The sequence below is a fragment of the Streptomyces sp. UF-297 genome (genome assembly GCF_058245575.1).
In genome coordinates this window covers 1-24,571 of sequence record NZ_JBSIBZ010000047.1, presented here as the reverse complement: position 1 = coordinate 24,571, position 24,571 = coordinate 1, and the positions used below count along the sequence as shown (strand labels likewise).

The following is a 24,571-nucleotide window of genomic DNA, read 5'->3' as shown; positions in this document are numbered from 1 at the left end:
AAGCACCCATGTCCCCGTCCCAACCCGTACTCGCCCTGGGGATCGCCATCGTCTGCGCATCCGGCTGCGTCTGGTACCTGCCGGCGCTCGCAGACGTACGAGCCGGGGCCGACCGCCCCCGCTCCCACCGCCTGGCGGCCGTGGCCTGCCTGACCGCGTGGAGCACCGCCGCACTGGCCGCCGCAGCGCTGCTCCTGCCCCTTCCCTGGCACCTGGCCGCCACCGTCGCGGCGACGGGCGCGAGCACGGGCATGGGCTTGCGCCTCGGCGCCCGCAGGCAACGCGCACGCGAGGAAGAGGAAGCGCGCCAGCGCTGGGCGGCGCTGCTGCACGAGCCGGTGACACCACCGGCGGGAGCGCGCCCACGGCTCCAACGGGCCCTGCTCGCCTGCCTGTTGGCAGGCGTACTCCTGGCGAGCGCATCGGCTGCCCTGGTGCTGGCCGTCGGCATGGCCCAGTAGCCCGAGCGCGCGAGCCACGCGCCCCCGGGCGGCAGCGCACTGACCGGCCGACGCACACCCACGTCGGATCTGGACATGGTGGTGGTGACCCCGCCCCGGGACTCGCCATGTCGGTGCTCGCTGCGCTGGCAGGGGCGGCCGGTGGAAGTACTGGTCCACGATGCGCAGACCCTGGCCGCGTACTGTGCCGAGAATCCGGCACGCCGCTGGCCCGGCATCCCCGGCTGATCGCTGAGGGGGCGGTTGTGAGCGACCGGGACGGGCTGGGGGCCCGGCTGCAGGCCCACATGCGTCAGCGTCTGGCCGCGGGCCCCACTGCCGCGACCCCCGCCGAACTCGACGCGCACCGTTACGAACTCACCGACCTGCTCGACGATCTCTCCGGCTTCCGACAACGCTGCCGAGACCGTCTTCATCGCGCACCAGGTCCTGACCAGGACCGCGCGACTGGCCCTGCTGGCCGCACGACACTGGCAGGGCACCGGCACATGGCTGCTGCGCGAACCGCGGGACCACGGCGCGGACTTGGCCTGGCGACTGGCCGACTCCGTGCAGGTGCCCACGCGGCTCGACGCCGTGGCCCGCGAGGTGCTGGAGCGCGTCGGCGGCCCCCTGCGGGAGGGCTATCGCACCAGCGCCCCCCCCCCGCGATCCGTGGCATGAGGCCCCTCCTCCTTGATTGATGAGCGCGCTCAAGGAGAGCTGCCTCCCTGCTCGCTTCATAGGTGGTGTGCAGTCATGGACGGGCGACTCCGGCTGGTAGGCACGTACGGCGCGATGAGCGTGCTGGGATGCGGTGCTGCTGCCGCAGCGATCGGCTGGCATGACGCCTATGGCAGGTCACGTCGGAAAGGGCGACCCCTTGGGAGCGGTCATCGGTCTGGCGGGCCGGCAATCGGTGCCTCGGGCGGCGCGCTGGCCATGAAGGCGCTGCGTTGGCATCAGGCCGGTCCAGCGGAGGCGGCTGAGCGGCCGACGGCGGCGTACGGGCGGCCGAGCGCGATGAGCGGCGGCCGCTGCCGGGCAGGCATGACAAGCCGATCGTCCCGCAGCCGGGGTCAGCCCCGGTGCACCACCTGTCCGTCCACCACGGTCAGCCGGATCGGTGTCTCGGCCAGTTCGAGCGGTGGGACGGACAGCGGGTCGGCGGCGAAAGCGGTGAGGTCGGCGCGGAAGCCGACGCGGATGCGGCCCGCGCGGTCCTGTTCGCCCGCGACGAGTGCGGGGGTGACGGTCATCGCCTCCAGGGCCTCGCGAGCGGTCAGTGCCTGGGCCGGGGTGACCGGTGCGCGGTCGGCATGGCGGGGCAGCCGGCGCAGTTGGGCCGCGGCCAGTACCTCGCGAGGGTCGAAGTGCGCGATGGGCCAGTCCGACCCGAGCACCAGCGGTGCACCGGCGTGGAGCAGATCGGCGCAGCGCCAGGCCCGCAGCGCGCGTTCGGTGCCCAGGCGGGTGGACCAGTTGTCGCTGTGGTCGGCGCGGGTGTACTGCACATGGCTCGGCTGCATCGAGGCGACGACGCCGGAGGCGGCGAAGCGGGCGATCAGTGCGTCCGACGCGGTCTCGATGTGCTCGATACGGTGCCGGGGCGCGCGGCTGGTGGGGGAGGTGTGCGGGCTGAGGCAGGTGAGCGCGTAGTCGACGGCGGCGTCACCGATGGCGTGGGTGGCGGTGGGTACGCCGGCGCGGGCGAGGGTGTCGACGACGGTGGCGTACTGCTCCGGAGGCAGCCAGAACGGCTTCGTCGACTCGCCGTGGCAGTCGGCGTGGTGCAGCCAGGCGGTGCCGTTGTCGACGGTGCCGTCCATGAACAGCTTCACGCCCGCGACCTGCCAGAGCCGGCCTCCGGTGCCCTGCAGTGCGATGATGCGGCGCAGCTGTTCGCCGTCGACGCCGGGCTGCGCCCAGGGCGCGCAGCGCAGCCGGAGGGTCAGCGCGTCGCGCTCCTCCAGCAGGCGCAGCGCGGGCAGGCTGCCGTCGGCGAGGTCCATGGCGTGGCCCCCGGTGAGACCGCAGGCGTTCATCCGGGCCGTCAGCGCGGCCAGTTCGGCAGAGGTCTCCTCCGCCGTGGGGGCGGGGGCGGCGCGCTCGACACGCTCCGTGGCGGGGGATTCCAGCAGTTCGCCGGTGGGGACGCCGTCGGCGTCGCAGACGATCTGCGCGTTGCCGGCCAGGGCCACCGGGCCGGTGACACCGGCCAGTTCCAGCGCACGGCCGGAGGCGAGCGCGGCATGCCCGTCGAAGAGGGTGAGCAGGGCGGGCGTACCGTCCAGGACGTCGTCGATGAGGTCGCGGTGCGGGCGGCTGCCGCCCAGGATGTTCGGATCGAGCCCGAAGCCGCGGATCCACGCGCCGGGCTCGGCGGCGCGCCGCGCCTGGGCGAGCGTGTCGCGCAGGGCGCCGATGTCGCGGCATGGGGACAGGTCGAGCCCTTGGGCCATGAGAGTGCCGTGCACGGGGTGCAGGTGTCCGTCGGTGAGTCCCGGGGTGAGGGTCATCCCCGTCCCGTCGACCACCTCCGTACGGGCATCGCACGCCTGCCGGACCGCCGCGTCGTCGCCGACGGCCAACAGGACGCCGTCGCGGACGGCGAGCGCGGTGGCCGCAGGGCGTGCGGGGTCGAAGGTGTGGACGGTGGCGCCGAGAACGGCGAGGTCGGCACTGGTGCGGGACACGTTGCTCCTTGCGGTCGTGCGGATGTGGCGCCGTGGTGCGGGATACGGCGGACTCCGTGCGGTCAGGGGGACGGCGGGGAGGGCGGCTCGGCGGCGGAGTCGGCGGCTCGCCGGGGTGCGGGCATGTCGGCCGGCCGTTTCAGCGGGGCCGTGGGGGCGGGCCGTTGTGTCAGGTCCGGGGCGGCTGCGGCGGGGACGCGGTCGGCTTGCGGCCCCAGTCCCAGTGCGGAGAGGTCACGCCCGGGGTGGCGGGAGAAGTACAGGGCCCCGGCGGTGGCGAGCACGAGGACGATGGCCGTGAACATCCAGTAGGTGTCGCCGGGTGACGGCTGGTTGGGCCGTACGTTGCCGTAGACACCCCAGCCGATGACCGCGATGCCCACCAGCGGTACGCACAGGTGGCGCACCGGCCGGAGCCCGGCCCGGTCCGTCTGCCACAGGTAGAGCGGCAGTCCGACGAGGGTGACCAGCACACTGAGCAGCAACGGCACCGTACCCATGCCCGCTTCCCAGGCGGAGATGGCCGACGGTGCCGCATCGCTCACCAGCGGCGGTACGAGGATGCAGGCGCCGATCATGCCCACCCACAGCAGCGTGGCGCCGACCGGGACACTGCGGCGCTGTGAGGCCCGCCCCAGGACGGCCGGGAGCATGCCGGCCCGTGCCGCGGTGAACGAGATCCGGGACATGGCCGTGAGCGCTGCTACGAGGCAGGCGACCGAGCTGATGGCGCCGATCGCGGCGAGCAGCGCGTGGGCCTGCGGCAGGTAGTGGCGGGCGAGTTCGAGGAACGGCGCCGCGTTGGCAGCGGACCCGAAGCGGTCGGCGCCCGGCCCCGCGCCCTGCCAGGCGGCGTATCCGGCCAGCCCGGCCCAGGTGGCCAGGGTGTACGTCAGTCCGACGACCAGGACGGAGGCGACCACGGCGATCGGCACCGTACGGCGCGGGCGCCGCAGTTCGGCGGCCATGCTCGCCGAGTTGTCCCAGCCGATCATGCCGGCGACCGCGAGCGGGAACGTCAGCCCGCTGAGCCCGGACAGTCCGCCCGGTACGCCGCCGTCGGCGGAGAAGGGAGCGGCGACGGCGGCCCCGGAACGGGCCAGCAGCAGGACGGCGAAACCCACCAGGACCGCGATCTGCACCCCGGCCAGCACCGAGGAGACAAAGCTGGAGGCGACGATGCCGCGCAGCACGACCGCGGCGGAGAACGCCAGCACGGCGAGCGAGAGCACCAGCCACCACACGCCGCCCAGCCCGAGCGAGGCCGCTACCCAGTGCCCGGCGAAGACGGTGACGGCGCCGATGGTCAACGGCCCTGACAGCAGCGAGGCGTAAAAGACCCAACTGGACAGCCGGACGCCGAGCTTGGGGGAGAGGGTGCCGAACGCGTGGTAGGCGTAGGCGACGAACGAGCCCGAGGAGACGATGCGCCGGGCGAATTCGGCGACCGTCAGCGCGCCCGCCAGCAGCCCGAGCGTGGCGAGCAGGAAGGCCCACGGGGCCTGGGTGCCCATGGCGGCGACGACGGCGGGCGCGGTGAGGAACGCCCCGTTGACGGGTGCCATGTTGGCGAGGGTGATGCCGAGCGCGCCGCCGAGTCCGATGGCGCCCGCGCGCAGTCCGCCGGTGTCGGCGGCGGTGGGGGTGAGTTCGGTGCCCACGAGTCCTCCGGATTTCGGTACGGCACACGGCGCGGACGCCTCGTGCGGCAGAGCGGCGGCGGGGGAGTGGCGCCACGGCGACGGAGCGGCGCAACGGTCGGCCAACGTCATTAGCTAACCTGATTAGCTTTGCTGGAACGTACCCCTCGACCGTCGTGAAGGGAAGAGGAAAGAGCGGATCTACGTTGCCGATTCAATCTCCAACGACGCAACCCACACGTTCAGCCTCCGGCAGCAACGAAATCCGTAGATGAGGAGGGGCCTGTACGGCCGCAGGTCCCCCCGTACAATCGCCTCGCCCCCAGCCCCCGTCCGCCAGGAGCAACAGTGCCCCGCCCGCCCCGGATCTCTCGCTCGACGGCGGTGACCACAGCACTGCGCATCCTCGACGACGAGGGCCCGGGAGCACTCTCCATGCGCCGCCTCGCCCAGCACCTCGGGGTCGCCAGCCCCTCGCTGTACAAGCACTTCCGCGACCTGGACGACCTGTTGGACGCCGTCGTCGACGCGGTCGTCCACGAGATCAACCCCGGCCTCGACCGCGACGACGAGCAGGCGATGAGCTGGCGGGCCGCACTGTCCGCGCTGGCCCGTCGTTACTGCGCCACCTTTCGCCGCCACCCGCACGCACTGGCTCTGGTCATGCGCCGCCCCCTGCGCAGCCAGGCCTCGCTCGCCGGACTCGACGCGCTCCTCGGCCTCCTGCAGCGCCAAGGCTGGGCCACCGCGGCAGCCACCCGGGCCCTGCTCCTCGTCGAGTCCTACGCCATGGGCGCCTCCCTCACCGCCGCCAGTGCCGGTTTCGCCGCCGACCCCGGCGAACTCGCCCGCCATCCCGCCCTGGCCGCAGCACTGGGCTCCCACCCCGATCTCCGGCTCGGGCCACCCGACTTCGAGCACGGTCTGACGATGCTCCTCGACGGCATCGCCCGTGACCTCGCCCCGGACGGGTGCTGAACGGGGCGAGTCACGGGCAACAGGCGCCTGGAGTAAGGGAGATGGCGGGTACGCGTACCCGCACCCGATGCCATGATTGCAGCGCCTCACCGGTCCACTCGTGGCCGAGCACGGGACGGCAGGGCGGCTCAGGACGGCTCGATCTCCCCCGCGAAGACGATGACTTGATCGATGAGACTGCGCCGCAGATGGACGACGTCCGTTCCCGCCAGGCGGGGGCCTCCGTCCGGCGTGGTGAAGACCCACTGGTACCGGGCCCACTCGTCGGGCATGTCCACCGCCGAACAGCGCACCATCGTGCCGGTCCCCGCCGGGTGGCGCCGGATGTCCAGCACGAACCGCTCGACCGCCTCGATTCCCTCGCTGCGGCCCAACGGCCCCCAGAAGACCACGTCCGAGGTCAGGGCCTGGGAGAGCAGTGCTGTCACAGAGCTGTCGTCCGAGGCGTTGAACGCGGAGATGAACGTGTCGATCGCGGACCGCGCGGTCTCTTCCTGCATGCACCAGTCATACCAGTCGCTTCGCGCGACGCGCTCGTCCCGCGAGCCGCTTTCCGAGGACGGCCCGGCTTCCGACGACGCCACGGTTGAACGATCCCCGACCGAGTAAGCCCACGAGAACCGTCGGAAACCGTCGGACTCGATCATCTACAGGGCTGTGTGAGCCAGCCAGTGGTCCAACAGCGCGCGGTCGCCAATCACCGTCACCCGGTCGTCCTGCGGCGGTACGCGGCGGGAGAGCATCAGCATGAGGTCCGCCGCGGTCCCCGCCACCGTCACGTCGGCCTCGACCGGCCCGCGTTCCCACCGCGGCCCCGCGGGTGCCCTGGTGATCACCCAACCCTCCATTCGCCTCGGCCGGAGACCGATCCGCTCGCCCCGGCCGCGCAGTTCGGCGACCGCCGGCCTGGCCGTCCGGAAGGCCGGTGCGGACACCAGGTCCATGAACTCGCTGATCGCGTCGGCCGCGAGGTCGTCGGCGATCTCGAAGGTCGTGTCCGCCGCACACGCCGCGTCGTAGTGGTGGACGCAGGTCTCGCCCAGCATCCTGCGCAGCCAGAAGGCCACCGGCAGCGGCCCGAAGAACGTGTGCACCTCGGTGTCCGCACCCCTCTCCTGGACCGCGCGGATCAGCTCCTCCACGCCTTCGTGCAGCCACCGGGCCCACTCACCCGGGGTGCCGGGGTCGGCCTGCCGAGGATCTGGTACGGGCAACTGCTCGCCCTTGCGCACGAGTTCGGCCGCCCACCGGTGCTCCTGGCCGACGTGCCCGACGAGGGTGAGCAACGGCCACTCCGGGCAGGTCGGCACCCGGGTGTCCGCAGCCCTTCCGGTGACCGCACGGGCGAACCCTGCGGTCTGCTCCCGCAGACCCTCCACGAGCCGTGCGGTCTCCAGCGTCGACGTCATCACGACAACTCCTCTCAGGGGGTGACGTCGGTACGGTAGGAACTCCAGTCCAGTGGAGGTTCAAGTGCCCTTTCTCGGCGAGACGTTCGGGATCGGCGACCTGTCGCGCCTGAGTGGCGTGCCGGTGCGGACCATTCGCTTCTACTGCGACGAAGGCCTCGTCGACTCGGTGCGCAGTACGGGTGGGCACCGCAGGTTCGAGCGGGCGGCGGTGGAGCGGCTCGTCCTGGTCAGGCGGCTGCGCGGGCTCGGGTTCGGGCTGCCCTCCATCAGGCAGGTGCTCGCCGGGGAACGCTCCGTGGCCGAGGCCGTCGCGACCGAGCGGGCCGCACTGGACGTACAGCTCGCGGACCTGGCCTGGCGCAGGGCCTCGCTGTATGCGGTCGAGGCCGCCGGGCCGGCCGACCGGGCCGCCAGGCTGGAGCTGCTGGCCGCCGTGGCGAACGGGGGCGCCGTCCGCGAGGCGCTCCTGGACTTCTGGAGGCGCACGATGGCCGTGCCGGTGTCCGAGGCGCTGTGCACCGCGTTCATGACCGCGGCCGTGCCCGAGCCGCCCGCCGACCCGACCCCGGCGCAGGTGGTCGCCTTCGCCGAGCTGTTCGTCCTGGCCGGTGACCGGGCGCTGACACGCATCCTGCTGGAGATGGCGCGGGCCAACGCCGAACTGGTCTCCGACGAGGCCGAGTTGATGTACGGCATCAGCGAGGCGTGCGCACTGGCCGGGCCCATGGTGCAGGCGGGCGAGCCGCCCCGCGCGGGACCCGAACTCGACCGGTTCGTCGCGGCACACGCCTCGGTACGCGGCGACAGCGACAACCCGCGGTTCCGGGGCCGGCTGCTGGCCCACGTGGCCGCCGACCGCGACCCGCGGATGCGCCGCTACTGGCGGCTCGTATCCGAGGCCGGCGGCAATCCGGTCACACCCGGCCTGTCCCACCTGTGGCTGACCGACTCCCTTGAACGCTCCGTCAGCCTTGAGAGTTCTGCCGAGGCGAGCCCCGGCAGATAGGACGGCTCGGGGTGACGTGGACCCCCGCACCACCCATCACTAAGGTTAGGCTAACCTCACTGGCGTGCATGTTGGTGAAGAGACCGCCGCGGCCACGCGCCCCCAGGGTCATGAACTGTCGGCCACGGGTATCACCGTGGCATACGAAGGCGTCGACGTCGTCCACGACGCCTCGATGACGCTGCGACCAGGCCACGTGACGGTCCTGGTGGGCCCGAACGGCAGCGGGAAATCGACACTGCTGCGCACGCTCGCACGGCTGCAGCCGCCCAGGACCGCCACGCTCGTCATCGACGGCGACACCGACGGCCTCGCCCTGAGCCCGCGGGAGTTCTCGCGCCGCATCGCCCTGCTCACACAAGGGCGCCCCACCCCCAGCGGGCTGACCGTACGGGACGTCGTCGAATTCGGCCGCTACCCCTACCGCAGCCGCTGGGGCAAGGCCGACCCGGGCGGCCGGGCCGCGGTGGACCGCGCGCTCGCCATGACGGGCGTCGCGGAGCTCGCCGAACGCGGGGCCGAGCACCTGTCCGGCGGACAGCTCCAACGCGTCTGGCTCGCCGGCTGCCTCGCCCAGGAAACGGGCGTGCTCCTGCTCGACGAGCCGACGACCTACCTCGACCTGCGCTACCAGGTCGAACTCCTCGACCTCATACGGGACCTGGCGGACGACCACGGAATCTCCGTCGGCGCCGTCCTGCACGACCTCGACCAGGCCGCAGCGGTGGCCGACCGGATCGTCCTGCTCGATGCGGGACGCGTCATCGCGGACGGCACCCCCGAAGACGTACTGACGCCGCAGCGGCTGACCGACACCTACGGCATCCGCATCGACGTCGACACCGACCCCGGCACCGGCCGGCTGCGCACCCGCGCCATCGGCCGGCACCACTCGCGAAGCGAAAGGCTCAGCAGCACCTCATGAAGCGCCTCCTGTTCACCGCGGCGGCCGCCACCGCCGCGGCCCTCACCCTGGCCGCCTGCGGCACCACCGAGCCCGCCGCGGACGACGCGAAGAAGGGCGCCGAATCCCTCACCCTCACCGACGCCTCGGGGGCGAAGGTACAGCTGAACGGGCCCGCCAAAAAGGTCGTCGGCACCGAGTGGAACGTCGTGGAGAGCCTGGTGTCGCTGGGCGTCGACCCGGCCGGCGTCGCCGACGTCAAGGGCTACAAGACCTGGGACACCGCCGCCCCGCTGAAGAACGACCCCAAGGACATCGGCACGCGCGGCGAACCGAGCACGGACACCATCGCCTCCCTCAAGCCCGATCTCGTCATCGCCACCACCGATCTGCCCGCCGCCGCCGTCAAGCAGCTGCGCAAGGTCGCCCCGGTCCTGACGGTCCGCGCCGCGGACGCCGCCGACCCCATCGGGCAGATGACCAAGAACCTCGACCTCATCGCCAAGGCCACCGGCACCACGCAGCAGTCCGAGAAGCTCAAGCAGGACTTCGAGGCCAAGCTCACCGAAGGCAAGAAGAAGCTCGCCGACGCCGGCCACGCCGGCGCCCAGTACGCCTTCGCCGACGGCTACCTCGTCTCCAACCAGGTCTCCATCAGGCCCTACACCAGCGGCTCCCTCATCGGCGCGGTCAACGAGAAGCTCGGCCTGAAGAACGCCTGGACGGCCAAGGGCGACAAGGACTACGGCCTGGGCGCCACCGATGTCGAGGGCCTCACCAAGCTGGGCGACGACGTGCAGTTCGCCTACATCGGCAGCGACGGCGACAAGACCAGCACCCCGTTCACCGGTGTCCTGGCCAAGGACAAGGTGTGGACGTCCCTGCCGTTCGTGAAGAAGGGCAACATCCACCGGCTGCCCGACGGCATCTGGATGTTCGGCGGCCCCAAGTCGATGAACCAGTACGTCGACTCCGCCGTCGCCGCCCTGACGAAGTAACACCATGGCCGTCACCGCAACCGCCCCCGCCACCCGACCGTCAACCGCCGCGACCCGGACGGGCGCGGCCGCGGTGACGGCCGCACTGGTCCTCCTCCTCACCGCCCTCGCGGTCGTCGACATCACGCAAGGCACGGCCGCGGTCGGCGCCCCGGAGGTGTGGAAGGCGCTCACCGGCCGGGCCGACCCGGCCGACGCCTCCGTCGTCATCGCCTCCCGGCTGCCGAGGATGACCGCGGGACTGCTCGTCGGCGCCGTACTCGGCATGGCGGGCGCCGCCCTGCAGGCCGTCAGCCGCAACGTCCTGGCCTCGCCCGACACCCTCGCCGTCAACGCGGGCTCCTACCTCGCCCTCGGCCTGGCCGCCGCCACCGGCATCTCGCTCCCGCTGCTGGCCTCCTCCGGCATCGCGCTGATCGGCGGCCTCGCGGCAGGGGCCGTCGTCCTCGCCCTGTCCGGCCTGGGCGCCGGAACGGTCCGCCTCGTCCTCGCCGGCAGCGCCCTCACCCTCGGCCTCACCGCCGTCACCGAGGGCCTGCTCCTGCTGTTCCCCCAGCAGACCGAGGGCCTCTACAAGTGGAATCAGGGCAGCATCGCGCAGAACGGCTTCGACGGCGTACTGCAGATCGCACCGATCGGCCTCATCGGCCTCCTCGGTCTGCTGCTGCTCGCCCGCAGGGTCGACGCCCTGGCACTCGGCGACGACGCCGCCCGCGGAGTCGGCGTCCCCGTCCGCGCCACGCGCGTCACCGCCGTCGTGCTCGCCGCCCTCCTCTCCACCGCCGCCGTCACCCTCGCCGGCCCCGTCGGCTTCGTCGGTCTGTGCGCACCCGCCCTCGTACGGGTCCTGGCCCGCCGGTTCCGCCCCTTCACCCGCTCGCGCGCCAGCCTGCCGATGGCAGGCCTCACCGGCGCGGCACTGGTACTCGGCTCCGACGTGCTGCTGCGCGCCGTCGTGCCGGCGGACGTGGCGGTCGCCGTGCCGACCGGTGTCGTCACCAGCCTCGTCGGCGCCGCCTTCCTGATCGTCATGGCCGCACGGGTACGGGACACGACCGCAGCCGTCCCCGCCGACCGGCTGCGCATCCGCAGCCGGGCCGCCTTCCTCACCACAACGGCCGTCCTGGCAGCCGTACTTGTCGGCGTGACGATCGCCGCCGTACTGCTGGGGGACAGCAAGCTGCTGCTGGGCGACGTGATGAACTGGGCGCAGGGGCGGGCCGGTCAGACCGTTGCCTTCGTACTCGACACCCGCCTGCCCCGCGTCCTCGCCGCCCTGCTCGCGGGCGCGGCGCTCGCCCTGGCCGGGACCCTCATCCAGGCCGTGACCCGCAACCCGCTCGCCGAACCGGGTGTCCTGGGCGTCTCCAACGGTGCCGCAGTGGGCGCCGTCCTCCTGGTGACGACGGTGCCCCTGGCCGGAACGTGGAGCGTGGCCGCCGGGGCGTTCGCGGGCGCCGCACTCAGCTCGGTCCTGGTCTTCGGACTGGCCGCGCGGGGCGGGTTCCAGCAGAACCGGCTCGTCCTCGTCGGATTCGGCGTCGCCACCGGGGCATCCGCTCTGATCAGCCTGCTCATCATCCTCACCGACCCGTTCAACGCGACGAAGGCCCTCACCTGGCTCGCGGGCTCCACCTACGGACGGTCCCTGCCCGACGTGCTGCCCCTCGCAGCCGTCCTCACCGTCGGCACCGCCGTCGCCGTCGCACGGCGCACCGAACTCGACCTGGTATCGCTCGACGAGGACACCCCAAGACTCCTCGGGCTGAACCTGGGCCGCGGCCGCCTGGCCTTCCTCGCCCTCAGCGTCCTGCTGAGCGCCACCGCCGTGGCCGCCGCCGGCACGATCGGCTTCGTCGGCCTCGTGGCTCCGCACGCGGCCCGCGCCCTCGTGGGCCGCCAACACGCCCGCGTGGTACCGGTCGCCGTACTCCTCGGCGCCATCCTCGTATGCACCGCCGACCTACTGGGCCGCACCGTCATCGCCCCGGCCCAACTCGGCGCCGGCCTCATGACAGCCGCAATCGGCACCCCGTACTTCCTCCACCTCCTCATACGCAGCCGCCGCCAGAACACCGTCTGAGCACGCAGCGGTACCGTTGTCACGCCCGCCGGCAACCACCGAATCCGACAGAGCCAGTTGCACCCGAGCGACCTCTGACCAGCAGAGCGGACGACCAGAACAAGACGACCAGAACAAGCAGCCACGCGAATCACCGCACAGCTCCTCGGGCACGAAACAGCCGGCCCCTGGCGGTGCAAGATCCAGCAGCGGCAGCTCAACCAGCCGACACTGCACCGCGATGCGTAACCACTTGCTCGAAAACGCTCCAGCCGTCAATCTCCTCGACCCCCGGACCAACGGCCTGCCAGCCCCGGTCCACAGCTGCGTCAAGGAAAGCCCTGACCGTACCCGGCTCATGGAGGTTCACGGTTCTGCCGAGGGCTGTACCGACCGCCCCGGACGGCATGAGATATCCATCAGGGACAAGCCTGCCGGAACCCTCCCGAAAGACGATGCGCAGACAGCCCCGCGCTCCGGACCGACGGACGACGAGCGTCTCGCGACACTCCTCGTACCTACCGTCGCCCAGCGCACGATGAGCGTGGCTCAGCGACCAGAAGAACATCTCCCCATCGACCACCAGACGCCGCGCCTTCTTATCCTTGCGAGCCATGTGCCGATGCTAGCGAGGGCCCGAAGGGCCGCATTCCCCCTCCCCGGGCATCACGGATCGCACTCACGCGGGGCATCCTGCACCGTCCGTAGACGGTCAGGACGTCCGCTGAACGGCAGGGGCCGTCCCCTCGAGGGCGAGTCAGGAGTGTTTGTCCACGATGCCCGCTGCTTGCACCCGCAGTCACACTCCTGCGTCGTCCAGGAACTCTGCACATCCCATGTACGGAGGACACCCCTTCCCCTTCCGACAACGCGGCCTCGCAGGGCACGTCCCCGCCTGTTCGGCTGGCGTGCCGTACAGCAGCCGCATCGGGCGCGGCGGCACCGAGCCCCCCCCGTACGGCCAAAGGGCCCGCACCCCTGCGACGGGGTGCGGGCCCTTTGATTGTGTCCCCTCGCTACACGAGCGTGGCGAGTTCGCCCAGGACCCGGGCCGTCGGCGCCGGGTCGACCAGCCACTTCAGGTGGCTGCCCGGGAGGTCGCGGACGTCGTAGGGGTTGTCCGGGGTGAGCGCGTCGCCCTCGCGGATCAGCCGGTTCTGCATCGCGAGCGGCATGCTCGCGTCGTCGGCCAGCCGCACGAAGGTCTTCGGGATGGTCCCCCAGGTGGCGGCCTGTGCCCGGTCGGCGGAGGTGCCCACGTCCAGGTTCTCGTCCGGCTGGAAGGTGTTGAGGAAGGTCAGGAACTCCTCGTCGGTGGCGTCGGCGATGAAGGCCGACTTGAGCGCGGCGAGGGCGTCCTGGTTCGCCGTGCGGAAGTTGACCCGGAGCAGGCCGAGTTCGGCCGGGTTGCCGGCCGCCGCCAGGCCCAGGGAGGACACGTCGACCGTGGCCATCTCCGGCTCGGCGTAGTAGTCGTTGGCGTCCAGCGTGACCGGGCACCAGGCGGAGACGTAGACGACGCGGTCGATCAGGTCGGGGCGCGCGTTGGCCGCCGCGGTGACGGTGATGCCGCCCCGGCTGTGCGCGAGGAGGATCACCGGACCGTTCTGCTTGGCCCGCTGCAGGACCCCGATCAGGTGCGCGACGTTGTCCGCGAGGGTTACGCCCTTTATCGAACCCGGCGCGGAAGCCAGGCCCGCGGGGTCCTGCGGTGCCTGGTAGGCCCGCGTGTACGTCGCCCCGAACCCGTGCCCCGGCAGGTCGACGGCTACCGAGCGGTGCCCGAGGAGGCCGAGTTCGGCCTGGAGCGGGGCGAAGGAGAAGGAGTTCGCGAAGGCCCCGTGGACGAGTACGAACGTGGGTTGCATGTGTTGGCTCACTTTCTGTCCCCCGTGGTGTCGGCAGGCGGGCGGCCCGCTGCCCGCCGGTCACCTTATGCAAGGAAAGATCATCCGCACCACCCGGAATGTGCCGTTCCAGGGGCGGAGTTCTCAATGCTCCGTTTCGCTCCTCCGGCGTGCGGGGGAGACGCGGGAACAGCCGGGCGATGAGAGTCGCCGGGCGTCAGCCCCGCAGCCGGTCCGCCAGGGCCAGGAGGAGGTAGAGGTTGGGGACTTGGGAGACGCTGACGTCGGGCAGGAGGCTGCGTCCTCTGGAGTTGTTGAACCATACCGAGGCGTTCACGATGTTGGCCTCACCGATCTCCGCCCAGCTGGCGGTCTTCCGCTTGAACGACACGCCGTTCCGGTCGAGGGAGATGCGGCCGAACGCCAGCGTCTCGCCCCAACCCGTGCGGAAGCGGTTATTTCTGTTCGCGGCCACCATCCGCCGGCGGCCCAGCCGCTCCCGCTCCGCAAGCGCCGTCACCCGGCCGTCCGGTCCGGGTATCTGCTCGTCCATCTCTGTGCCCCCGTGATGAGTGATCGATTCCGGCGATCAACTTCGACCACATGATCCGCGAAGAGTCTGCGGTTCCCGATCAACGACGGGGGAGGGGACGACGACGGGATGGCAGCTGACCGGTCCGGTCCGACGCCGACACCGAATTGCCGTGCGCCGTGTTCCGCCGGATTGGCGTCGAGTGGAGTACGCGACACCGCCCCCAGCCTGTCGGCGGCCCAAGCAGCTGTTGTTTTTCCGAGCTTGAGGACTGCTTGCTGTTCAGGGATAGGGGCGGCATGCGGGTGGAAGTGATGGCGCATCACGCCGTCGCTCCTGGGGAGGCCATGAATGCCGTCGGCCGTTGGACTGCTGGGACAGTACGAGCGCGTCGCGCCTCGCCGGGCGGACGAACTGCGGGAAGAGGCCGGCGGTAGGCAAGCCGGGCGGGAGTGGCAGGAGTGGGTGATTGCCCGCTGGCGGGTCGGTGAGGCACTGGTTCCGGACGGCGCCGCTGAACAAGCCGGGCACGCGAAGGCCGCACCGGGGGAGAGGGCGCCGCTGGAGTCCGCGAAGCCGAAGCCGGTGGCGCCGATTGGGCGCCGGGGCTTGGCCTGGCCGGCACTGCCGCCGGATCGCCGTCGCATTCTTCATGCGCTCGTCGGTCGGGACCGATACGGCCAAAGCCCCTCCGCCTGCGGGGAATTGACCGTCGCGTTCGGCATGGAGGTGGTGCTGGTGAAGGTGAGGGGTGTACGTGGCGGGCATCGCTTCCCCGCCCGTCGGCTATCAGAATCCCGGAAAACTGATGACGCAGAAAAGGTGAATCCACGTGAACAAATTCAGCAGAGACTTCGGGAGAACTTCCGTCGTTCCTCCGGAGAGGGTGGTTCGGGTGGGCGAGGACGGGACTATTGAGCACATCATGAGACAGGCCGCCGCGGCGGGCCAGGAGATGGCTGTTCGTGGAGCTGGTCGCTCGTGCAACACCCAGACGCTCTCCCCTGGGATCGTACTCGACAACTACCGTCCCGACGGCACACCACGATTCATAGGGGAAGAACACCTTGTGGAAGTGCCGAGCGGTATGACATGGCTTGAGCTGGAAAAATGGTTGAACCGGCACGGTCGCGCCAACCCCGTTCTCCCCAGCTACCTCAATATCACGGTGGGAGGAAATCTTTCGATCGGAGGCTTCGGGCTGGCGTCCGTCCGGTCCGGAATTCAAAGCGATCAGGTGCATGAAATCGAACTCATCGATGGCACGGGACGCTCTTTCCGCTGCTCCGACCGGGAGAACTCCGAGCTGTTCCGATATGCCCTCGGCGGACTGGGGCAGGTGGGGTTCATCAAGAAAGTGGTGCTGCGTACGGTTCCGTACCAGCCCGTCACTCGTGCATCCAGGATCCAGCACACCGGTCTTTCCGACCTTACAGAGTTCATGATGAACGGCGCGCAGGATCCAGGGATAGCCAGCTATTTCGGCATGTACGAACGGGCCTCTTGGTATTCGTACGTATCATTCACTGCCGATGCCCCTGAGCCTGCGGATCCAGCACAGGTGCAGCTGGTTCCCGATTACATTCTGTACAGCCACCGCGAAACGGAGAAACACCTCCATCACCTGCTAGAGGGGGACTCCTACGCCAACATGTGGGTGGACCACATCTTCGACGAGGCCGGATTCCACAGGTTCACAAGGGCAGTGGAAGAACGGATCGACGAGTACCCGCTGTCCGACACTCTGGTCGCCCTGTACTTCCTGGTGATCCGACGCCCTCCGCAAGCCACCCACTTTGTCCTCGCGCCGGTGGTGGACGCACCCGTCCAGTACCTGATCGGCATATTCGCGGCAGCCGACACAGCTGATTCTCGCGGGATCTCCAAGACGAAGCGAGTACTGCGCGAACTCCTGGAGGCTTGCGCGGAAGCCAAGGGCCGCCCGTATCTCTACGGCACCCATGACTTCGATGCAGACCTGCTGAAACGCTTCTACGGTGCCGAGGCATTGCAGCGCCTTGAGGAGCTGCGCAGGCAGCACGCGCTGACTCACTTCAGCAGGCGAGCGTTCGGGGAATTCAGGCCGTAGTGGCAACGCGAAGTTCCGCCCGGGATCCCCACCGAACATCCCGGCATCGGCAGAGAACAACCTATTCGGAACGCAGAAGGATCACGGAAGGTGTCACACGATGCAAGACTTCAGCAGTGACTTCGGGCGATCCTGCTTCATTTCTCCCGAAAAGATAGTCCGGGAAGGTGAGTGCGGGACCATCGCAGAAATCATGAGACGGGCGGCCGGCTCAGGGCAAGAAATGGCCGTGCGCGGCGCAGGCCGATCATGCAATACGCAAACGCTCACCCACGGAACCGTACTGGACAACTTGCGTGACGGCGTTACTCCGCGATTCACGGGAGAAGAGTACCTGGTCGAGGTTCCGAGTGGAATCACGTGGCTTGAGTTGGAGAGGTGGCTGAATCGATTTGGACGCGCCAACCCGGTTCTTCCCACCTATCTCAATCTCACGGTAGGGGGCACACTTTCCATCGGGGGATTCGGTCTCGGATCGATTCGGTTCGGTCTTCAAATCGATCAGGTGCATGAGATCGAGATCGTCGATGGAACGGGACGTACGCTCCGGTGTTCCGGCCGCGAGAACTCCGAGCTGTTCCGGTTCGCCCTCGGCGGTGTAGGTCAGGTGGGGTTCATCAAGAACGTGGTACTGCGAACGATTCCCCACCAGGCCACCAGCCATGTTTCCCGGATCCAGCACAGCGGCCTTTCCGACCTCGTGACATACATGCCGAGCGTCGCCCGGGAGCCAGGGGCGCACGGATACTTCGGCATGTACGACCGGACTTCCTGGTACTCGCAAATAACCCTGGCAGCTGACGCCGCCGAGCCTGAAACCCCGGGACAGGTGCAGCCCGTCCCCGACTACTCACTACAGCTGCATCAAGAAGTCAGTCAGCACCTCTCGCCCCTAATCCAAGGAGAATCCCACGCCAACATGTGGGCCGACTACGTCCTTGACGAAAGCGGGCTCCAAAGATTCGCGGCCACGCTGGAAGATCTGATACGCGAGTCTCCGCTGGCCGATACCCTGGTCAGCCTGTATTTCCTGGTGGTCCGTCGCCCTCAGCCCGCTACCCCATTCGTCTTCGCACCTGTATTGGACGCGCCCATCCAATATGGAATCGGCGTGTTCGCCTCGGCGGACAGGACGGATAGCCGTGCGATTTCCGAGACGAAACGCGTGCAGCGACAGCTCCTGGAGACGTGCGCAGCTGCCGGAGGCCGACCGTATCTCTACGGCGCCCACGAATTCGATGCACAGCTCCTGAAAACGTTCTACGGCGCGCCCGCCCTGCAGCGGCTCGAGGAGCTGCGCAACCAGCACGCACTGACCCACTTCAACCGGCGGGCATTCGGCGGAGTTCATCCGTAATCCCGGCATCGAGTCCCTTGCTCCCGCCGGATCGTGCCCGGCGGGAGCAAGACGTACGTTGCCGCCCATGTCGCCGACACCTGCTCTCATCTCCCATGCGTGGCGCTGCTCGACGTGACCCGTGTCTGTTCTCTGCGAAGTCCGGGCAATCTCAGAGATCTTTGGGCAACTGCCCAGCGCTCCGGATAAGTCCGGGCATGACCACGGTCTCCGTGGCGGTCGTGCGTGCTCCGGTGTGGCGCTGGCTGATGGCTGGTCCTGCCGGTTCCCGGGGCCTGTCCGACGTCGTGATCAACGGGTCCCGGCGCGGAGGGCAGGGAATCGAAAGGAGCTGGTCATGACGGTACGTCCTGGGGTGCGACGGGCGACTTTGCGTCGTGTTCAGGCGTGCGGTGGCCGGGGCGTGCCGGTGGGGGTTCCGGGGTGTGCTGAGTGGATACGGTCCGGGCTGATCATCAGCGCCGTGCGGCCTGGCCGGGACGGCGCCCAGCGAATAGGGGAGCAGGTCATGCCTGAGAGTGCGCGCCCGGGAGTCTACGTGGAGGAGACACTCAAACCGGGAATGTCCATAGCCAGCGGAGAGACGGCTGTGCCGGTGTTCCTGGGGGACTTCGGCGACGCGGTGGACTCGGTGACGCCCTTGGCGGGCTGGCAGGAGTTCACCGGCCTCGGTGACGCGCTCAATGCGTCGTCGTTCGCGGCGGTGCTGCGCGGCTACTTCGCCAACGGCGGTGGCCGGTGCTACCTGGCCAACACCGCCGGACGCTCGCTGGAGGAGACGCTCGCGGCGGTGGCGAAGTTCTCCGACATCACCATCCTTGTTGCCCCGGGCCTGTGGGACAAGGGCGAGAAGCAGGCGGGCGAGTGGGCCCGCGGTCTGACCGGCTACGCGGCCGCGCACCGGGCGATGGCGATCCTGCACGCCGATCGCGCGCATACGCCCGCGCAGGCGAGCGCGGCCGTCGACGGCTGGGACCTGGAGGCAGAGGTGCGCCCCTATGCGGCGCTCTACCACCCGTGGATACGCCAGGGTTCCGGTGGCGAGGAGGTGGTGGTGCCGCCGTCGGGGATCATTGCCGGTGTCTGGGCCCGCACGGACCGGGAGCGGGGCGTGTGGAAGGCCCCGGCGAACGTCGCCCTGGCCGGGGTGACGGGCCTGGAGCATACGGTGAGCGCCCAGGAGCAGAGTGACAATCCATCACTGAACTTCCTGCGCGTCCTTTTCGGCCGCGACCCGCTGGTGTGGGGGGCACGTACCCTCGCGGCCGCGCAGAGCACCGACTGGCGCTACATCCCCGTCCGGCGCCTGGCCGACACCCTCGCCCGGGACATCTCCACCGGACTGCAGAGCGTCGTCTTCGAGCCCAACACCCAGCCCACCTGGGAGAAGGCGCGCGCCGCCATCGGCACCTACCTGCACCACCTGTGGCGGCAGGGCGCACTCCAGGGCACGAAGCCGGAAGAGGGCTACTTCGTCCAGGCCGGGAAGGGCGTCACCATGACCGAGCAGGACATCGCGGATGGCAGGCTCATCGTCAAGACCGGCATCGCGCCCGTGCATCCCGCCGAGTTCCTCATCCAGGAGCACACCATCACGCTCGTTCAGGGCTGATGACTCCCGCGAGCCGGGTGGTGGAATGCTCCGGCCGGCCGCCCGGCTCGCGGCCGCATGAGGTGAGCGGCCTCATGCACGCCAACGGCTCTTCTTGGAAGGGGTGAGCCTCGACGCCGGCCGCCCGTGGCAAAGCGGCGCCCGGCGCACGCCATAGGCGGTTGCCCGGTCTTCTTCGAGACGCCGGACACGGCGGGCGTCTCACTCAAGTCCGGGCACCAGTGGCCCCCCCACCAGGACGTGTACGCGCACGGGGGCACCCCGGCGAGCCGTTCGTACAGAAGGCCTGCCTACTTCGTGGCGGGATGGACCGTGCGATGGCGATCACTGGAACTTCCGCGGTGGAGGGCGCCGTGCGGGTGGCGTGTCCCGGGCGTACGCGCGCGGCCGCGGGCCTCCTCCGCGCCCGCCACATCCCGCGCCAGCGCCGCCAGGGGCATGCCGGCGCACGGAAAACCGGAGCGTGGGGGCGTCGGGCAGACTGGTGGCCGTTCGGGTGCAGAGCGGGCCGGGTGCGGCACGCCGGGCGGGGGAGTGTGCTGCCGCGCGCTCTGTCTCCGCGACCGGAACGCGTGGTGGTCTGTCTCCGGGGCGCCCGGTGCCACGGGAGCGACACGCTGTGCTCACCATGCCGTACGGCTGTGTTCCGGGACTGCCCCGATGGGTCCGTACCACGACGGAACGGAAAGACGCGATGCCTGTGCCTGTCACACGATGCCCGCACTGTGCCGCTGAGCACCACCCGTCCTCGACCACGGTCCGCGCGCTGCGCCGCCGCGCCGCGACATGGTGCCGGCGCCCCGCCCGCAGGGGTGCCACCGACCAGCAGCACGCCCCGGCCGGGAACAACCACGCCGCTGCGCCGGTCCCACACACCCTGCACACCCGTTCCGCTCCGGCGAGGGCCTCGCAGCCGGGCGCACGCTCGCGGTGCCGTGCCGTCCCGGGCGCTACGGGCCCCAGGAACACCTGCCGGCCCGAGCTGCCCGCAGTCCGTACCTCACCCGTGCGCCCGGCCGTGTCCGGCGGCGGCAGCTTCGCCTGCCCGCCTCCTCCGGGAGGCCACCGCCCGGACCGGTGCCTGCTCCTCCTGCGCGCGGGAACGGTCAGCGCACTGACCGCCGTTGTCCTTTCGGGCGTGCTGCCGCCCGTGCCGGCCCCGGAGGCGTCAGCGGCGACCGCCAGGATGGTGGCCCTCAAGGCCGCTCGCGCGGTCGAGGGCGCGCCGTACCGCTGGGGCGGCACCGGCCCGGGTTCCTTCGACTGCTCGGGGCTGACGTTGTACGCCTACCGCAAGGCGGGCAAGCGTCTGCCGCGCACCGCGGCGGCGCAGTACGCCGCCACCCGCCCCTTGACGGTCCGTCAGCGCACTTCGGGCGACCTGGTGTTCTTCCGTAGGGGTGGCACCGTCACCCATGTCGGCCTTTATGCCGGCCGGGGGAGCATCTGGCATGCGCCACGGCCCGGTGAGCGCGTCAAGCGTGAACGCCTGTGGACCCGCAACGTCCAGTACCACAGGGTCCCTTGAGCGCATGAGAGCTGCGGTACGAGTACGGGGCAGGCGCGTCCTACGTCGCGTCTGACACCTGCTCGATGATGACGAGCGTGCCTGTGCTGCCCGGGCGCACGGCATGCTCCACTCCCGCCTCGACGACGTACATCTCTCCTGCGCGCACGTCGACCTCGGTGCTGTCGGCCACCAGATGCAGCGTTCCGTCCACGACCAGCAACGCCTCCGCTGTCTCATGGGATTCCGGTTCCACGACGCGTCCGTCCATCCGCAGCACCTTCACCCCGGTGTGCCCGACCTGGCAGAGCAGGAGCGAGCTCCAGGCGTCGGGCAGTTCCGCGGCCGTGTTCGGTATGTGGATGGCGTTCATGGCATGCCTCCTGGCGAGCTGGCCTGGCCGGAGGGCCGCATGAGCCGCCGGAGGCGCCCGCAGTCGTGATCAAGGGATGCCGTGACGTTACGACACGGTGGCGCACCGCGGGCCGACCGTTCGGTAAAACCTCTTCGCCTGCGCGGTCCGGTAGGGGCTGTGTGAAGCGCTGGCGGTCTCGGTGCGACGCGTGGAGATCTGCGGACGACCACTGGGCGCGGGCTTGAGCCGCTGTTGCCGCCGATACCGAAGACGGGGCGGCCGCCGAGAGATCGGCAGGAGGTCTGCTACGGGATGGGATCTGGTGGCGGGCCAGGACCGGTTCGGTTTACGGCCGCCATTCGGCACGGTATTCGGGGTGGCCGGCGTAGGGCAGGGCGAGGAGTCGTGCCACCGGGGCCAGCGTCTCGGCGGCCCCGATCAGTTCGCTCGCGCGGCGATGGAGTTTCCCGAATCCGTCAGGGTCCTTGTCGAGGACTGCCCGCTTCTGGGCTCGGGTGTCCGCGTGAGCCTCCAGCGCGGCGGCGTACAGATCGATGATCTGCCGCTTGGCTTCGACCTCGGCGAGTACGCGGGCCGGATCATGGCGGACGATGTGCGCGGCGTAGGCGGTGTGGAAGCCTTCCATCTCGGACTGGCAGAAGTCGACCGTCGTGCCATCGGTCGTCCACCGGCCGCACGCGTCGCCGTCGCAGCGGCGGGCGACCTGCTCGTCCTCGTCGAGGCGGGCGCGTAGGAACTCCACCAAGCCAGCGGTCACTTCTGCACCTCAGTCGTCATCCGGGCGTTCGCCCACGGTGGTACGTCCAGGCCGCCTCGTCACCGGCCCCGATCTGGACGCCCAGCCAGTCGTGCAGGTTGTGCGGGATGTACTCCAGAAACAGCATGATGCTCGCCGAGGAGTGCTGGAGAGCCTCGATGCGGCGGCGTACTCCCGACCTGCCTCCCCAGTAGGCGACAGCTCGTTCCACATCGGCCAGTTCCTCGGGAAGCGGCTGGCCAGAGTCTGATAGCACCCGCCAGTGGTACATCAGCGGGCATCCCTCGTAGTCTCCCGCGATCACCCAGTTCGTCGTCATGGTGTGCACGGCCAGCTCGCGCCAGGCTCCGAACCCCGGGCTGCCGATACTGCCGACGCCGTAGTGGCACAAGACCGGCAGTCCGAACAGATTCGCCGTGGAGTGAACGTTCTCCGGTAGTCGTTCCAGATCGGTCAGGCGAATCTGCTTGACGAAGACCGAGGTTCCGTCGACGTCCAGCAGTACGGTGTTCCCGCCGATGCCGGAACCGATCGGTGTGGCGGCGTTCACGAGTTCGTGCAGTTTGCGATCGCTGCACAGCGACAGCGAGGTGGATACGGCACCGTGGGCGGCCAGTCGAGCACCGCGGGACATGTCAGGGCTCTTCACCTATGCCTCCAGCCGGGCACCCGCCCCTCGTGCAGCCACTTCAACAAGCACCCGGGCAGGAACTGCTGCCACCCTTTCACGCCGAGGGTGATGACCCGTTCGAGGGACCCTGACGGCTGCCGCAGTGATTCAACGACATCAGTTGGCAAAGGAGTTGATCAGGGAGCAGTCCCGCGAGTGGCTCCCGAACGCTTCGCAGGGTCTACTGAGCCGCGGCATTCGTGTGGTCGGCTGGTGCTGTGGAAGCGATGTGGACAAGTGTCGTAGCGGTTGCGGGCACGCTGCTGGGTTCCGTGATCACGCATGTTTTCCAGCGCCTTACGTCCAGGCGAAGTGAGCTGTTCGCGCGGTCCGAGGCGCTTCGGCAGGAGCGCACAGCCACGTACGGTGAGTTCGCCGCAGCGGTGGAGGACTACCGTCAGGGGCAGGCGGCCCGCTGGTACCGCAAGCTGGACGACCCGGGCGGGACGCGAGGGACACCCAGGCGAGGCTTGCCATCGAGGCATTCGTATCCCGGGCTTCGCCGCTGGTGCGTTGAACAGCAGGCGCCTGCCGTCACGAACATGTCCTGTTGGCGTGAGCGAGTGTCACCACACCCAACGAACCGGACCGGAGCCCGAAGGCCCCTTGCAAAGCCACGAAGCATGAGTCGGCGCATCACTGATCATCGAGGGATGCCTGCCGGGCAAGGAACTCCTCGAACGCCGCCTTCTGCTTCGGGTCCATAAAGCCTTGGCTGATACCGCGGGCCCTTTCCTGGAGCCAGTGCGCCTCGTCGGGGGCCAGTAGCTCGGCGACCACCACGCCGTTGCGAGCAACCGCTGTGCGCCCTCCTACGCGACGGCGAAAGAGTGTGAACGCGCCGAATTCCGTTGGGTGAGCCAGTTCCGGCTCCTCCACCACAGCCTGGTTCTCCTCCCCAGCGCCACTCGTCGGGTAGGCGGCGGGGGCCCAGTGCTCCCAGCATGCCAGCGTGGCCGCAGGCACCAGCACCACGCGTTCCGACTCTTCACCGCCCTCCCACGTGAAGGTGACAGTGACGGGCTCGCCGACCGCCTCGGCTAACCCGAGCACCCTCTCCACCTCATCGTTGATCGGGTAGCTCACCGCTACATCGATTCGAATGCCCATGGTGCCTGAGGCTACTGGCCGCTTCTGACATGCCGGCCCCAAGCTCCTGCGCCTCGCCGACCACGGCGCACCAGGTGGACCGTCCGCAACCGGTGATCTCACCGACTGAGCGCCTGTCCGAGGCGATACTGCGATGGAGAGCGACGGTTCCACGCAATTTGGGCCGGAGCCTCCGAAGGTGAAGCAGCCAGTGCGTCAGTGCTCGGTGCGTGCCGCGTCGCGCAGTCTGCGCCATGTGCCGCTGAGGGAGGCCAGCCCGGCGCGCCTGGTGCCGGGACCGCTGGACTGCCAGTTCCGGGCCGATTCGACGAGTGTCTCCGTCTGCGTCGGCGCGGCCGGTTGCCGTGTCTGTGCGGCTCGTGCGGCGAGCCGGAGGTTCTCTGGGGCGATGGTGTCGAGCTTTGCGCGGACATGGCTGAGCAGTGTGGCGCAGGCGTCGGCGATCGCGGTCTCGCCCAGTGGGCGTGCTGGGAGGTCCAGCCCTTCGGTCAACTGCTGTTCCAGGGCCGTTCGCAGGTCCTGGAGGGAGATGTCGCGGATCGTCAGCGACAGGTGGGCGGAGAGTCCGGGGTGGGGGG

Annotated in this window: 21 protein-coding genes and 2 pseudogenes; 11 read left to right on the top strand and 12 right to left on the bottom strand. The window is 69.9% G+C overall.

The window, feature by feature from the left end:
* Positions 1-8: 8 nt before the first annotated feature.
* Complete coding sequence (locus AC4IJH_RS24760) at positions 9-461, top strand: hypothetical protein (RefSeq protein ID WP_490854039.1); 453 nt, start codon at positions 9-11, stop codon at positions 459-461.
* 1,058 nt (positions 462-1,519) lie between these two features.
* On the opposite strand, the gene AC4IJH_RS24755 is transcribed toward AC4IJH_RS24760, so the two are convergent.
* Positions 1,520-3,136, bottom strand: coding sequence for an amidohydrolase (locus AC4IJH_RS24755; protein WP_490854038.1), 1,617 nt, complete (start codon positions 3,134-3,136; stop codon positions 1,520-1,522).
* Between the two features lie 62 nt (positions 3,137-3,198).
* On the bottom strand, positions 3,199-4,797 hold the full coding sequence (locus AC4IJH_RS24750) for an APC family permease (RefSeq protein ID WP_490854037.1): 1,599 nt from the start codon (positions 4,795-4,797) through the stop codon (positions 3,199-3,201).
* A gap of 363 nt (positions 4,798-5,160) precedes the next feature.
* Here AC4IJH_RS24750 and AC4IJH_RS24745 point away from each other — a divergent pair, with 363 nt between their 5' ends.
* Positions 5,161-5,754 carry a TetR/AcrR family transcriptional regulator gene (locus AC4IJH_RS24745; protein ID WP_490854036.1) on the top strand — a complete coding sequence of 198 codons (594 nt, stop codon included), beginning with the start codon at positions 5,161-5,163 and terminating at the stop codon, positions 5,752-5,754.
* 128 nt (positions 5,755-5,882) lie between these two features.
* Here AC4IJH_RS24745 and AC4IJH_RS24740 read toward each other — a convergent pair whose 3' ends face one another.
* Both AC4IJH_RS24740 and AC4IJH_RS24735 read right to left on the bottom strand, forming a co-directional pair.
* Complete coding sequence (locus AC4IJH_RS24740) at positions 5,883-6,254, bottom strand: nuclear transport factor 2 family protein (protein ID WP_490854035.1); 372 nt, start codon at positions 6,252-6,254, stop codon at positions 5,883-5,885.
* 147 nt (positions 6,255-6,401) lie between these two features.
* The gene (locus AC4IJH_RS24735; RefSeq protein ID WP_490854034.1) at positions 6,402-7,163 is read right to left on the bottom strand and encodes a maleylpyruvate isomerase family mycothiol-dependent enzyme; all 762 of its coding nucleotides are present in this window, start codon (positions 7,161-7,163) and stop codon (positions 6,402-6,404) included.
* A 64-nt stretch (positions 7,164-7,227) separates the two neighbouring features.
* Between AC4IJH_RS24735 and AC4IJH_RS24730 the strand changes: the two genes are divergently transcribed.
* From AC4IJH_RS24730 to AC4IJH_RS24715, 4 genes are all read left to right on the top strand, one after another.
* Positions 7,228-8,172: a helix-turn-helix domain-containing protein gene (locus tag AC4IJH_RS24730; RefSeq protein ID WP_490854033.1), complete on the top strand. Its 945-nt coding sequence runs from the start codon at positions 7,228-7,230 to the stop codon at positions 8,170-8,172.
* 64 nt (positions 8,173-8,236) lie between these two features.
* Entirely contained in the window at positions 8,237-9,097 is an 861-nt protein-coding gene (locus tag AC4IJH_RS24725; protein ID WP_490854032.1) for an ABC transporter ATP-binding protein, read from the top strand.
* On the top strand, positions 9,094-10,074 hold the full coding sequence (locus tag AC4IJH_RS24720; RefSeq protein WP_490854031.1) for an iron-siderophore ABC transporter substrate-binding protein: 981 nt from the start codon (positions 9,094-9,096) through the stop codon (positions 10,072-10,074). The genes AC4IJH_RS24725 and AC4IJH_RS24720 overlap by 4 nt, the downstream gene beginning before the upstream one ends.
* 4 nt (positions 10,075-10,078) lie before the next feature.
* Positions 10,079-12,157, top strand: a complete 2,079-nt coding sequence (locus tag AC4IJH_RS24715; protein WP_490854030.1) for an iron ABC transporter permease — start codon at positions 10,079-10,081, stop codon at positions 12,155-12,157.
* Positions 12,158-12,353: 196 nt separating this feature from the next.
* Here the strand turns inward: AC4IJH_RS24715 and AC4IJH_RS24710 are convergent, their stop codons facing one another.
* The 3 genes from AC4IJH_RS24710 to AC4IJH_RS24700 all read right to left on the bottom strand — a co-directional run bounded on the left by AC4IJH_RS24710 (position 12,354) and on the right by AC4IJH_RS24700 (position 14,536).
* Positions 12,354-12,752 carry a hypothetical protein gene (locus AC4IJH_RS24710; protein WP_490854029.1) on the bottom strand — a complete coding sequence of 133 codons (399 nt, stop codon included), beginning with the start codon at positions 12,750-12,752 and terminating at the stop codon, positions 12,354-12,356.
* A 400-nt stretch (positions 12,753-13,152) separates the two neighbouring features.
* The gene (locus AC4IJH_RS24705; RefSeq protein WP_490854028.1) at positions 13,153-14,004 is read right to left on the bottom strand and encodes an alpha/beta fold hydrolase; all 852 of its coding nucleotides are present in this window, start codon (positions 14,002-14,004) and stop codon (positions 13,153-13,155) included.
* A 196-nt stretch (positions 14,005-14,200) separates the two neighbouring features.
* A complete protein-coding gene (locus AC4IJH_RS24700) occupies positions 14,201-14,536 on the bottom strand; it encodes a DUF6585 family protein (RefSeq protein WP_490854027.1) in 336 nt (111 codons plus the stop codon).
* An 811-nt stretch (positions 14,537-15,347) separates the two neighbouring features.
* On the opposite strand from AC4IJH_RS24700, the gene AC4IJH_RS24695 reads away from it, so the two are divergent.
* The 4 genes from AC4IJH_RS24695 to AC4IJH_RS24680 all read left to right on the top strand — a co-directional run bounded on the left by AC4IJH_RS24695 (position 15,348) and on the right by AC4IJH_RS24680 (position 21,101).
* Positions 15,348-16,604: an FAD-binding oxidoreductase gene (locus tag AC4IJH_RS24695; protein WP_490854026.1), complete on the top strand. Its 1,257-nt coding sequence runs from the start codon at positions 15,348-15,350 to the stop codon at positions 16,602-16,604.
* Between the two features lie 100 nt (positions 16,605-16,704).
* Entirely contained in the window at positions 16,705-17,961 is a 1,257-nt protein-coding gene (locus AC4IJH_RS24690; RefSeq protein WP_490854025.1) for an FAD-binding oxidoreductase, read from the top strand.
* 538 nt (positions 17,962-18,499) lie between these two features.
* On the top strand, positions 18,500-19,573 hold the full coding sequence (locus AC4IJH_RS24685; protein WP_490854024.1) for a phage tail sheath family protein: 1,074 nt from the start codon (positions 18,500-18,502) through the stop codon (positions 19,571-19,573).
* Between the two features lie 1,138 nt (positions 19,574-20,711).
* Positions 20,712-21,101, top strand: a complete 390-nt coding sequence (locus AC4IJH_RS24680) for a C40 family peptidase (RefSeq protein WP_490854023.1) — start codon at positions 20,712-20,714, stop codon at positions 21,099-21,101.
* A 40-nt stretch (positions 21,102-21,141) separates the two neighbouring features.
* On the opposite strand, the gene AC4IJH_RS24675 is transcribed toward AC4IJH_RS24680, so the two are convergent.
* The 3 genes and pseudogenes from AC4IJH_RS24675 to AC4IJH_RS24665 form a co-directional block, all read right to left on the bottom strand.
* Complete coding sequence (locus AC4IJH_RS24675) at positions 21,142-21,453, bottom strand: cupin domain-containing protein (protein ID WP_490854022.1); 312 nt, start codon at positions 21,451-21,453, stop codon at positions 21,142-21,144.
* 328 nt (positions 21,454-21,781) lie between these two features.
* Positions 21,782-22,213, bottom strand: a complete 432-nt coding sequence (locus AC4IJH_RS24670; RefSeq protein ID WP_490854021.1) for a DUF6221 family protein — start codon at positions 22,211-22,213, stop codon at positions 21,782-21,784.
* A 49-nt stretch (positions 22,214-22,262) separates the two neighbouring features.
* A pseudogene (locus AC4IJH_RS24665) lies at positions 22,263-22,847 on the bottom strand (protein kinase family protein); the annotation flags it as partial.
* Positions 22,848-23,110: 263 nt separating this feature from the next.
* Here AC4IJH_RS24665 and kilB point away from each other — a divergent pair.
* Positions 23,111-23,590 (top strand): plasmid transfer protein KilB, encoded by a 480-nt coding sequence (gene kilB, locus AC4IJH_RS24660; RefSeq protein ID WP_490854079.1) that lies wholly within the window; start codon positions 23,111-23,113, stop codon positions 23,588-23,590.
* Here the strand turns inward: kilB and AC4IJH_RS24655 are convergent.
* Both AC4IJH_RS24655 and AC4IJH_RS24650 read right to left on the bottom strand, forming a co-directional pair.
* Positions 23,520-23,993 carry a hypothetical protein gene (locus AC4IJH_RS24655; protein WP_490854020.1) on the bottom strand — a complete coding sequence of 158 codons (474 nt, stop codon included), beginning with the start codon at positions 23,991-23,993 and terminating at the stop codon, positions 23,520-23,522. The genes kilB and AC4IJH_RS24655 overlap by 71 nt on opposite strands.
* Positions 23,994-24,188: 195 nt before the next feature.
* Positions 24,189-24,571 (bottom strand): annotated as a pseudogene (locus tag AC4IJH_RS24650) (hypothetical protein); the annotation flags it as partial.